At 61.8% G+C, this 12,172-nt stretch carries 7 protein-coding genes; 2 read left to right on the plus strand and 5 right to left on the minus strand.

Annotated elements, in window-relative coordinates:
* Nucleotides 1-19 precede the first annotated feature (19 nt).
* Nucleotides 20-1,156 (minus strand): succinylglutamate desuccinylase/aspartoacylase family protein, encoded by a 1,137-nt coding sequence (locus tag AABB87_RS04685; protein ID WP_341970186.1) that lies wholly within the window; start codon nt 1,154-1,156, stop codon nt 20-22.
* 130 nt (nt 1,157-1,286) lie between these two features.
* Nucleotides 1,287-2,558, minus strand: coding sequence for a cyanophycinase (locus AABB87_RS04690; RefSeq protein ID WP_341970188.1), 1,272 nt, complete (start codon nt 2,556-2,558; stop codon nt 1,287-1,289).
* Nucleotides 2,559-3,025: 467 nt separating this feature from the next.
* On the opposite strand from AABB87_RS04690, the gene AABB87_RS04695 reads away from it, so the two are divergent.
* On the plus strand, nt 3,026-5,800 hold the full coding sequence (locus AABB87_RS04695) for a TonB-dependent receptor (protein WP_341970191.1): 2,775 nt from the start codon (nt 3,026-3,028) through the stop codon (nt 5,798-5,800).
* 72 nt (nt 5,801-5,872) lie between these two features.
* Here the strand turns inward: AABB87_RS04695 and AABB87_RS04700 are convergent, their stop codons facing one another.
* The gene (locus AABB87_RS04700; RefSeq protein WP_341970192.1) at nt 5,873-7,411 is read right to left on the minus strand and encodes a cyanophycinase; all 1,539 of its coding nucleotides are present in this window, start codon (nt 7,409-7,411) and stop codon (nt 5,873-5,875) included.
* A gap of 273 nt (nt 7,412-7,684) precedes the next feature.
* Here AABB87_RS04700 and AABB87_RS04705 point away from each other — a divergent pair, with 273 nt between their 5' ends.
* Nucleotides 7,685-10,468, plus strand: coding sequence for a TonB-dependent receptor (locus AABB87_RS04705; RefSeq protein WP_341970194.1), 2,784 nt, complete (start codon nt 7,685-7,687; stop codon nt 10,466-10,468).
* 131 nt (nt 10,469-10,599) lie between these two features.
* Here the strand turns inward: AABB87_RS04705 and AABB87_RS04710 are convergent, their stop codons facing one another.
* Complete coding sequence (locus AABB87_RS04710) at nt 10,600-11,253, minus strand: YceH family protein (protein ID WP_341970195.1); 654 nt, start codon at nt 11,251-11,253, stop codon at nt 10,600-10,602.
* 13 nt (nt 11,254-11,266) lie between these two features.
* On the minus strand, nt 11,267-12,049 hold the full coding sequence (locus tag AABB87_RS04715; protein ID WP_341970196.1) for an SDR family oxidoreductase: 783 nt from the start codon (nt 12,047-12,049) through the stop codon (nt 11,267-11,269).
* Nucleotides 12,050-12,172 lie beyond the last annotated feature (123 nt).

The following is a 12,172-nucleotide window of genomic DNA, read 5'->3' on the forward strand; positions in this document are numbered from 1 at the left end:
CTGAATGCGCGCGCGGTGACTAGAGCGACAGCAAGTTGCCGCTGCGAAAAGCCGTGCTACCGGCCACCTTGCAGACCCGCATGCCGGCGCTGGCATAACGCCGGGCCACCCTGGCAAACAGCAGGCCGGCCACGCTGGCCCGCAAGGGCGTGCGCTGATCCGTCAGCGGATCAATCACCTCGGCCACCACCTCGCCGGCCGCCACCACATCGCCGGGCGCCTTGAGAAAAACCAGGATGCCGTTGTGCGGCGCGGTGATGGGCTCCACGCCCTCCAGCGGCGTGGCCTGACACAGCGGCGCGGGCCAAGTCATCAAAGGGGCCGCGGCATCGGAAGAGGGATCAATGTGGCCGCTGTGCTGCAAGAACTGCAGCAGCGCTTGTGCGTCCTGCGCGGCCAGGCGGTGATCCACCTCGACCTCACCGCGCAATTCCACCGTGGCGGCGAAGCAGGCCAGAGGCACCGGCCGCGTGGGGCCAAAGTGTTCGGCCAGCTCCCACCAGATGCGCGAGACGGTCTCGTCAAAAGGATCGTCCCCCGACACCCGCGCCACCAGCAAGGCCTGCGCCTGCAAGGCCTGCGCCAGCGGCTTGGCCTGCTCACTCAGCGGCTGACCCGCATAGAGGTGCAAGACGGCTTGGTTGTCGCAATGCAGGTCCAGCACGATGTCGGCATCCATGGCCAGGGTTTGCAGCAGCTGCTTCAGGCCATCGGTGGCGCTGGCGGGAGCTGCGGCACCCAGCAATTGAAGGCTGGCTTGGCGAATCAAGCGGGTGTTCTCAACCGGGTCTGCACCCAGCAGCGGTTCCAGCACAGGAATCAGCGCTGCGGTGAGGTGGCGGTACTGGCGATTGAAGTTGATGCCGGTGCTCATATCGAAACGCCCGCACAAACTGCCTTGCATCTCCTGCGCCAAGCCAATCGGATTGGCCATGGGCACCAGCACGATTTCACCGGCGATGCGGCCGGCTTGCTCCAGCGCCAGCAACTGCTCGCGCAGGTGCTGGGCCACCAACATGGCCGGCACTTCGTCGGCATGCAAGCTGGCTTGGATATACGTCTTGCGGCCGCTTTCGGCGCGGCCAAAGTGCAGGCTGCGCAGTTGACGCGTGGTTCCCGCGCTGGCGGGGGGCAGTGCATGCAGCAGTGTTCGCATGATGGGGAAGAGTCCAGTCTTGGATGACGCCGAAGGCAGGCGGACAAGCGCAGGCGCGCCGAGCTGCCAGGGGCGTTCAGTGGCGGAAGGTAGTCAGAAAGTCAGGCAAACAAGTTGCCCACGCTCGGTGCTAACGCGGCAAGCCAGCGGCACCCAGGGGCTTGTAAAACGGCCGGCTGATGATCACGGGCTGCACATCCAGTCGCAGGCGCAGCACGGTGTAGTCCTCGCCGCCCATCGCGGCGCTGAACCAACCGCGACTGCCCTCGCCCTTGTAAAGCCGGAATTCGAAGCCCAGATCGGGCTGCGGCTCGGTGCTGATGCTGGTGCTGGTGCTGCGCCCATCGAACGCCACGCCCAGCACTTCGGGGAAAGGGCTGTCCAGCAACTGCCCCATGGCATTGACGATGGTGGTGTCGCCCAGGATGTCGAGGTAGAAGGGCTGCTTGTTGAAGAAGGGCTTGAAGTCTTTGGCAGCGGGGTCAATGGCATGGCCGGCCAACTTTTTAGCGGACGGCGTGGTCTGGCCGGTTTTGACGTTATGTCGGTCGCCACGATCCAAATAGCTGAGCTGGGCGTTGCGGATATTGAAGGCGGCGAGCGTCTTGTCCTGGCTGGCCTGGCTGAGGTCAACGAGCAGCACGCCCTTGCCGCCAAGCACTTCCAAGTCATCACCGCGCAGCAGCGCAGCGCTGTTTTCTTCCACGCCCAGGCCGAGTTGATAGCCCTCGGCCTGCATCAGGGGCAGCAAACGACCAATGCGGCCACGCTTGAGGAAATGCTGATCGATGAAGAGCTTAGGGCCGACAAAGCCCAGGCCGCGATCAATCTCCTTGCCACGACGCATCTGGCCTTTGAGCACCTGCAACGCGTCCTGGGCATCGCGAAACATCGTCGTGCTCATGATGGCAGCACCCGCGCTGGTGCCGGCAATCAAACCGCCACGTTGATACACCGACCAGATCGCCTGCAGCATGGGCGTCACTTGGCCGCCGGGCTGAAAGGTGTCGACGATCAACTCTTGCGCGCCACCTGAGAAGAACACACCTTGCGCCGCACCCACTTTGGCGATCAGGGCCGGGTCATTGAGCCGCGCTTGCAGGTCGCTGCCGGCCAAGCGGGGTGCCACCGGGATGTGTTCGGCACGTGCGCCCTGGGCGTTCAAGGCTTCAATGATCTGGCCGGCGCTGCGCTCTGGGTTGGCGGCAGCAGTGGCAAAGACTGCGATGCGTGCACCCGGGCCACCGGCCTCGTCAACGATGCGCTTCCAGACCTCGGCGTTATCAAACTTGAGTGCGCCGCCAATGATGACCAGGGCTCCCGTGCCCGCTGGCCTTTCAGGCCTTGGTGTTGCTGCAGCGGTAGCTGCAGGCGCGGCAGCAAGAGAAGGCAGCGCCAGCATGGTGGAAGCAAGCAGGGCAAGCGCCAACGCAGCGCGCCGTCCAGGGCGTGTTGGCAGGCAGTTTTTTGAGCGAACAAGGTCTGGCATGGCGAAGGCGTCTTGAAACTTTTGGGATGACGCAGTCTGTCAGCGTCGCGGCGCGCTCGCTAGCGGGTATGGCCTCAAAACGGTGCGAAATGGCTCCCCAACGCAAATGCATGTCGCATCGCTGCAAGCCCTGTTGCGCCTGTTCATCGCTGGTTTACATGCAAGCGACGCGCAATTGCACGCAAGCGACCGAGCCACCAAAACCCCATAGGCAAGTCATCAGGGGCGCTTCTAGAGTGACTGCAAGGCCCAAGCGCCTGGCCCTGATTTCGATCAGCAAGCATGCGCCAAGCCTTTGCTCAATGGATTCCAAAAGGCAGCCCCAGCTGCATCACGTTCTACCCACTCGTCCCACCTCCTCAGCCAAAGAAGGCCCAACCATGACACCCAAAAGCACGCCGCGCCACGCCAGTTCGGCCCGCCTATTCAAGATGAAAAGTCTGGCCCAGGCGGCCACGCTCTTGCTGATCGGTGCGCAGGCACTGCAAGCGCAGGCACAGGCTCAGGCCCAGATGCAAGAAGCCAAGCTCGAACGCGTCGAGGTCACAGGCTCCAGCATCAAGCGCCTGGAAGGTGAGAGCGCCTTGCCGGTGCAGACCATCAAGCGCAGCGATATCGACAAGACTGGCGCCACCACGGCCGCCGAAATCATGAAGAGCATCAGCGCCAACGCCGCAGCGCTGACCGATGGCGCCTCGATCACCGACAACACCGGCGGCCAGCGCGGCATGAACGGCGCCAATCTGCGCGGCCTGGGCGTGTCCAGCACCTTGGTGCTGCTCAATGGCCGGCGCATGGCCAACTTCGCTTCGCCTGGCGACAACGCCGGTGTTGACCTGAACAATATCCCGGCCGGCGCCATCGAACGGGTCGAGGTCTTGAAGGACGGCGCCTCGGCCATTTACGGCACCGATGCCATCGGCGGCGTGATCAACTTCATCACCCGCAAGGACTATCGCGGCGCCGACGTCAACGTCTACGCCGCCCGCACCCAAGAAGGCGGCGCCGAGAAAACAGCAGCCTCAGTAGGCGGCGGTTTCGGCGATCTGGAGCAAGACCGCTTCAATATCTTTGGCGTGCTGGACATCCAAAGGCTCGGCAGCCTGCGCTCCAGCGAACGCGACTTTCTGAAAGACCGCCCGCTGGCCACCACCCTGCCCTTTTACATGTCCAGCCGCACCTTCCCGGGCAATATCCGTCTGGCCTCGAGGGCAGCGGCGCGCAAGGTACAACTCGATGCCCTGGCTGCTGCGGGCATGAACTTCAACGGCACGCCCTATAACCAGCGCACCATCAATCTGTACGCACCGGCCTGCAACCCACCGGCCACTGTTTACGCCAAAGACAATCTGTCCCAGGCCTGCAGTTTTGACTATATGCAGGACACCGAGCTCTACCCAGAGTCGGACAAGAAGTCCTTCATCGGCCGCGGCGTGTTCCAGCTCAACAAAGACACTCAGCTCTTCGCTGAAGTGGTGAAGAGCCAGACCCAGACCCGCTACGTCGCGAGCCCCAACCCGATTGAAATCACCGCCGTGCCCACGACGGCCATCAACCCCTTCCTGCCCAAGCCCCTGCCCTTTGGCGGCACGGTCGATGTGCGCCAGCGCGTCACCGAAGGCGGCAACCGCACGAACGAGGTCAGCAGCGACGCCGACCGCATTGTTGCGGGCGTGAGCGGCACGCTGGGCGGCTGGGACTATGACGTCGCTATCAACCACGCGGTCAATCGCACGGCGGATTCGCTGCGCGACGGCTACTTCCTCTACGACAAGTTCGTGGACGGCGTGCGCACCGGCAAGATCAATCCCTTCGGCGCCTCACCTCAAGCCGGCAAGGAATTGCTGGCCAGCATTGCCGTGCAAGACGAAGCCCGCAAGTCCAAGGGCAGCACCACCACCATCGACGCCAAGTTCAGCGGTGTGCTGGCGCAGCTGGCCGGTGGTGATCTGGGTGCCGCCTTCGGCGCCGAGTTCCGTCGCGAAGAAACCGAGTTCACGCCCTCCGCACTGCTGCTCACCAACAATATCCAAGGCGATCGCAGCTCACGCGGCGACGCCCCGCCGGCCAGCAGTAATAGCCGCAAGGTGGCGGCCGTGTTCGGCGAGTTGAATGCCCCGCTGAGCAAGGAGCTGGAACTGCAACTGGCCGCCCGCTACGACAAGTACAGCGCCGTCGGCGATACCTTCAACCCCAAGTTCGGCCTGCGCTGGCAGCCCAGCAAGGCGCTGATGCTGCGCGGCTCTGCGGGTACGGGCTTCCGAGCGCCTTCGATTAACGAGCTGACCCGCCCGACCTCATTTGGCTCCAGCTCCGCCTTCCTGACCGACCCCGGCTGCGTGGCCCAAGGTTTCGCGGTGGCGGACTGTACCGATCAGTGGCGCGTCGAGCGTCGCAGCAATGCCAATCTGAAGCCCGAGAAGTCCAAGCAGTTCTCCTTCGGCCTGGCGTTTGAACCGATCAAGGAACTCAGCGCCAGCATCGACTACTGGAACATCCGCAAGACCGATGTGATCAGCGATTTGTCCGAGCAAGTCATCCTCGGCAATCTGGCCCGCTATGAAAAAGACTATGTCAAACGCGACCAGTTCGGCGAGTTGATCGACACCATTCTGCTGAAGAAGGAAAACCAGGGTGAGCTGCGCACCTCGGGCATTGATCTGGATCTGCTCTACCGCGTCAAAACTCAATCGAAGGGCCGCTTCAGCGTCAGCCTGACGGGCACTTATGTTTTGAACTATGAGCGCCAATTCGGTGCGGGTGAGCCCTTCCAGAACAACGCCGGCCAGTTCCTCAGCGACCAGGTGATTCAGAAGTGGCGCCACCGCCTGGCGCTGGACTGGGACATCGGCAACTGGGGCCTGACCGTGGGCAATACCTATCTGTCGGGCTACCGCGATCACAACACCGCCTTCAACCCCTACACCGACCAATTGCTGGAAGCGCGCAGCGTCAGCAGCTACTCCTTGTGGGATATGTCGGGTTCATGGCGCGTGACCAAGGACATGAAGCTGCGCGCTGGCGTGCAGAACTTGTTCAACACCCAGCCACCTTTCTCCAACCAAGGCTACTACTTCCTGGCCACCTACGACCCGACCTATACCGACCCGCGCGGCCGTACCTTCTACGCCAGCTTGAACTACTCCTTCCGCTGATCCAGCGGGCTTGAGTAAAACGGGGAGTTGACGCTACGGCGCCAACTCCCCGACTTTTTTGTCAAAGCAAGTTCAGGAGCCGTCGCCGCGCTCCACCGCGCTGGCAGCCGGCGCCACGGTGCGAACGCCGGAGCCCTGCCAAGGGGCGTAAATGGGCTGAGGCATGCGCACCGGCGTCACGTCCAAATAAAGATTGACGACGGTGTACTCCTCGCCGCCCATCTCATCGGTGCTCCAGCCATAGCTGCCGCGGCCCTTGTAGAGGCGGAACAAAAAGCCCAGATCGGCCACCTGATCGCCGGGCTTGGGCAGGGCATCAAAGCTCAGGCCGCGCACCTCGTTGCGATTGCTGTCGATCAAGTAGCTCATCGCATTGGAGATGGTGGAGTCACCCAACATATCGATGTGGAACAGCTCCTCGGTGTAGTAGGGCTTGAAGTCGGCCGCCAGCGGGTCGAGCTTATCGCCGCGCAGCTTAAGCGCCGAGGGCGTGGTCACGCGGGACTTCAGATTGAACTTGTCACCGTGGTCGAGATAGCTCAAACGCGCATTGGTGACGTTGAAGGCACCCAAGGTCGGGTCGGTCTTGACCTCGCTCAGGTCCACCAGCAAAGCCCCCTTGCCACCAATCACCTCGACCTCGTCGCCATGAACCACCGCGGCGGTGTTCTCATCCACGCCCAGGCCCAGCTTGTAGCCCTTGGCCATCATCAGCGGGATCATGCGGCCGAAGCGGCCGCGCTTCAAAAAGTGCTGGTCCACGAACAGATCGGGCCCGACAAAGCCCAGGCCCCGGTCGATCTGCTTACCTTCGACCCACTTGCCTTTCATGATGTTGATGACGCTGGGCGCGTCGCGGAACATCACCGCGCTCATGATGGCGGCACCCGCCGAGGTGCCCGCCACCACGCCGCCGCGGCGGTAGACATCCCAGATCGCTTCCAGCATGGGCGTGGCATTGCCGCCGGGGGCCAGCACATCAACGATGCGCTCTTGCGCGCCACCGGTGAAGAACACACCGCGGGAGTTCTTGATCTTGGCGATCAACGCCGGGTCGCGCACCACCTTGTTGAGATCCACCCAGCTGAACTTGGGCGCCACCGGCAAGGCCTCGGCCACCGCGCCGCGCCGCTGCAGCAATTCAATGGCTTGTTTGGCGCTGGCCTCAGGGTCCTCAGATGCCGTGCTGAACACCACAAAGCGTGCGCCCTTGCCCCCCGCCAAGCTAACGATGCGGCCCCACACCTCTTCGTTGTCGGCCTTCAGCGCGCCGCCAATGGCAATGGCGAAACCCTTGATCTGCAAATCACCCGCAGCGGCGGATGAGCCCGGTGGCAAAGCGCCCAAGGGTGCGGGGCTATGGGCACTGCTTGATGGCGTGGCCGTGGCCGGCGCGGGCTTGGTGGCGGAGGAACCGGCTCCACGAATCACCGTCCAGACGCCGGTCTTTGGATTGGTAGGCGTCTGCACCGGACCGCTGGACGCGTTGCTGCCTGTGCCCAGCACCGTGTCGGCGGCCTGCAGCGCGCCGGCACCGCTCAATGACAGCAGAACAAGGCCGGCACCCAAGCAGCGCAAACCGGTGGATGCGAATGGAGAAACTATCTTCATGGGACGCAGACGCTGTGGCTACTTGCTTCAAAAAAATGGCGAGGGCTGGTGCCGCACCAGGCTGGCCATATTGGGCAGCAGCTGCTGCTCGCCAGGGACGCTGCATGGTAGCCCACGCCTGAGCAGCGAACGCTGGTCTGCTCCCCCTAGTTCCAAGGCAAGAACTGCCCCCGCAGAGTTGTGTGCACGCGACTGTGTGTGGTTGACCCCACTGGCCCCAACGGTGCGGGCTTCCTAGACTGGGCCAAACACCTCTAGCAGCCAAGGGAAGCCATGAAGATCAAACGCCGCCAGAAACATGAGACCGGTGCCTGCAGCAAGCGCCCTCTTTTGCGCAGCACCCTGCAAGCCGCCCTGCTCGCCATCATCAGCCTGCCGGCCGCCGCGCAAGAAAGCGCAGACGCCAAGAAGCTGGAGCGGGTGGAGATCACCGGCTCGGCCATCAAGCGCATCGACTCCGAGGGCTCTTTGCCGGTGCAGGTGATCACCCGCGCCGACATGGTCAAGGCCGGCATCACCACCGCCGCCGAGCTGGTGGCCACATTGACCGCAGCGAACAACAGCCTGACTGACGGGGTCAGCATCGCCAACGGCGGCGCCCGCGATCAGATGGGTTTCAACTCGGCGAATTTGCGCGGCCTGGGCACATCGTCCACCTTGGTTTTGCTCAACGGTCGAAGGATGGCGAATTTCGCCTCGCCTGGAGACGACGCGGGCGTTGACCTGAACAGCATTCCAAGCGCCGCCATTGAACGTGTCGAAGTCCTCTTGGACGGCGCATCGGCCATTTATGGCACCGACGCCATTGGCGGGGTGGTGAACTTCATCACCCGCAAGGACTATCAAGGCCTGAACCTTGACGCCTATTTGGGCGCTAGCCAAGAAGGCGGTGCGGGCAAACGAGCCGCGTCGATATCCGCTGGCTATGGCGATTTGGCGCGGGATCGTTTCAATGTGTTCGGCGTGTTCGACATCCAAAAAACAGACTCTCTCAATACCTCACAACGCAAGTTCATCGGGGATTTGAAAGTCCCGGAACGGCTGCCGCATTTGCTGTCCAGCTATCCCATGCCAGCAAACATCTTGCTGTCAGACGATCAGTTGCAGACCTTGCAAGACAAGGGCTTCAAGATCAACGGGCGCGTCCCCTCCTCCACAACCATCAATCTGAGTGCGCCCGGCTGTGCGCCGCCACACTCACTCAATCTTGTCGATGGGATTGGTGGCCCAGACGGTTGCACCTTTGACTACATGCGTGATCTGGAGTTGTACCCAGAGTCAAGAAAGCTCAGCTTCTTGGGGCGGGGTGTCCTAGCGCTGGGAAGCAATCATCGGGCTTTCGCCGAAGTGTCTTTGGCTGAAGCAAAGACCAATTATGTAGGTACCTCCTCGCGAATTCGGCTCCGTCGTGCGAACGAGTTAGATACCGCCCTTATCCCCGGGCTGGACCTTGCGCTCCCTGGCGAAACCGTCGAGGTTCGTGCTCGCTTGCTGGAGGCTGGCAACCGCAAAACCGAGCTGACCAGCACCGGTCAGCGCTTTGTCATCGGCATGGAGGGCATGCTCGGCAGTTGGGACTACGGTGTGGGCTTGAACTACAGCCTCAACAAGGTCGCGGAGCGCGATGCCAGCGGATATCTCCTGTACCAAGAGCTGATCGACGGCATTCACAGTGGCAAGGTCAACCTGTTTGGCCCCTCGAGTGCGGCTGGAAAAGCGTACCTGGACAGTATTCAGGTCAATGACGAAGTTCGAAGCGCTCAAGGGAGCATGACGACGCTTGATTTCAAGACTTCAGGAAGCTTGTTGAAACTGGGTGGTGGCGACCTGGCTCTGGCACTTGGCGGAGAACTGCGCCATGAGTCGATTGATTCAAAAGCATCAGAACTTTTGCTATCGGACAACATCAATGAGGACTGGACACCCGGTGACTCGCAATTTGTGAAGCACTCCCGGCGCGTTTGGGCCTTGTATGGCGAGTTGCTGGCGCCTCTGACCAAGGAGCTGGAACTCCAGTTCGCCCTTCGTCACGACAACTACGAGAAGATTGGTGGGACGACCAATCCCAAGATTGGCATCCGGTATCAGCCCATGAAGGAACTCCTGCTGCGAGCTTCCGCCGGAACGGGTTTCCGTGCCCCATCGCTGAACGATCTCTACCGCCCACCCAAGTCGAGCAGCACGTCAGTCCTGCCTGATCCCGTCTATTGCGCAGAAAACGGCAATGATTTGCGAGACTGCTCCAACAACTGGAGCACGGTCATTTACTCCAGCCCAGATCTCAAACCGGAAAAGTCCAAACAGTTTTCACTGGGTCTCGTCCTTGAACCGTACAAGAACTTTAGTGTGGGCGTGGATTACTGGAACATCGAGAAGACGGATCTGATCAGCACGATCGGGGAAGACGTTATTTTGTCCAACCTATCCAAGTACGGCTCTCTGGTTCATCGCTACAACATGGACGAAGGCCTGGAGGGATGCGACTACGATCCGAGCGACTATGAGATCTGCTATATCGAGTTGCGCAAGGCAAATCGCGGAAAGCAAAGATCCTCCGGCCTGGACTTCAGCCTAGAGCTAAGAAGGCTTGCAAGCTCGTGGGGACAGTTTGGCGCCAAACTGTCCGGCACACTCGTTCTCAAATCAGAGAAGCAAACAGGCTTTGGCGATGACTTCGTCAGCGATCTCGGCAAATTTGTGACGAATGGCGTGGTGCAACGTTGGCGTCACCGCGTCACCTTGGACTGGGCCAAGGGTCCCTGGAGCTTGGTCTTGGCCAACACCTTCTCAGCCGGGTACACAGATCAAAACTCTGCCATCGACACCTTCTCTGGCAGCACGGTCACACCGAACAAGGTGTCGGCTTACTCGATCTGGGATATTGCAGGTGCCTGGGACGTCAACGCAGCACTCACCTTGCGAGTCGGCGTTAAGAACCTGCTGAATACGGCGCCGCCGTTTTCCAACCAGGCCTACCACTTCATCTCCGGCTACGACCCCAGCTACACCGACCCGCGCGGGCGCTTTGGCTACGTGAGCGCGAAATACAGCTTCTGAGACTAGCGCTTCTGCAACTGAGCGGCGAGGCCGCTTTGCAAGCCTGGCGGGCGACATGACTGTCGCGCCAGGCTTGATGCGTTCGCAACGGACGGCTTAGTTGCGGCACCGTTGGGACCGGCGTGGGCGGATCAATCCGGGCTCAGCCCTAACTCCCCAGCCATGCGGTGCACCAGCGCCTTGAGTTGAACTAACTCCGCATTCATGCGCTGCTGCTCGGCGCGCAAGAAGGCCATCTCTTCATCACGCGCAATATGCGCTGACCCGGCTTGGCTCGGCTCGGGCTGGCTGACCTCGCCGCAAAGCAAATGCGCCCAGCGGGGCTCACGGGCGCCCGGCGCGCGCGCCAGCTTGATGGCCAGCGGCGGCGTTCGTTCGGCCAACTCGTCCAGAAAGCCTTCCACCGAGGACACATCGGCAAAGCGATGCAGGCGTTCGGTGTTCTGGCGCAACTCGGCCGCGGTTTGCGGGCCACGCAACATCAGCAAGGTCAGCAAGGCCAGGGCCGCGCCGGGAACCGCCAGGCCGCGCGCGCCGTTGTGCTCGAAGCGCACCACGCGGTTGCCGCTGACGGAGCTCACCAAGTGCATGGACTTGAGTTCTTCCAAGGCCTCCAGCACATCGGCCTCGCTGGCGGCCATCACCGGATCGCGCGCGGTTTTCTGATTGCAACCCAAAGTCAGGGCATTCAGGGACAGCGGGTAGCTGTCAGGCACCGTGGATTCCTTTTCCACCAACACGGCCAGGACGCGCGCCTCCAGCGCGCTCAAAGTACGAAGCGTCATGCTTTCTTTCTTCTCAAACACCAAATCCGTCATCGGCCTGAATCACCGCGCCATTGATGAAGTGGCTTTCATTGGCGCACAACATCAGCAAGCTGGTGTCCAGGTCACGCGGCTGCCCCACCCGCTTGCGGGGCAGCAACTCCATCAACTTCTTACCTTGCTCGGTGCCCCAGTGGTGGTGGTTGATCTCGGTATCGATATAGCCTGGGCAGATGGCATTGACGTTGATGCCGTACTTGCCCCATTCCAAGGCCATGGCGCGGGTCATGTGAATGACGGCGGCCTTGCTCATCGAATACACGCCGATCTGGCTCAGCACCCGCAGGCCCGCCATCGAGGCGATATTGACGATGCGCCCACCAATAAAGGTGCCCGGTGCCGAGCCACGCGCCCGGCCCAGCATGCGCTTGCCCACCTCTTGCGCGACGAAGAAGGCGCCGCGCACATTGGTGTCCATCACAAAGTCGTAATCGTCCGGCCCCACATCCAGCAGCGGTTGGGTGCGGCTGACGCCGGAGTTATTGATCAGGATGTCGAGCGTGCCCACCTCGGTCTCGGCATGCGCCACCGCCGACTTGATGCTGTCCAGATCGGTCACGTCCAGATGCACCACATGGGCATCCCCGCCCGCGCCTTCGATCTCACTGCGCAGGGTTTTGAGCCGCTCGGTGCGGCGGCCAGCCAAAACCACACAGGCGCCGGCCTGCGCCAAGGTCTTGGCGAACTGCGCGCCTAAGCCGCTGGAGGCGCCGGTGACCAAAGCCACCCGGCCTGACAAGTCAATGCTGTAGCTCATGGGGAAAACCTCAGAAAAGTTCTGCCTTGACGATAGCACGCCGGCTCTCGTCAGCCCCCACATTCTGGCCAAAAACGAGGCTCAGACAGCCCAGCCGAGAGTGCTCTGGCACCTTCGCCAAAG

It is taken from the genome of Roseateles sp. PN1, from assembly GCF_038419725.1.
Classification (GTDB): domain Bacteria; phylum Pseudomonadota; class Gammaproteobacteria; order Burkholderiales; family Burkholderiaceae_C; genus Paucibacter_A.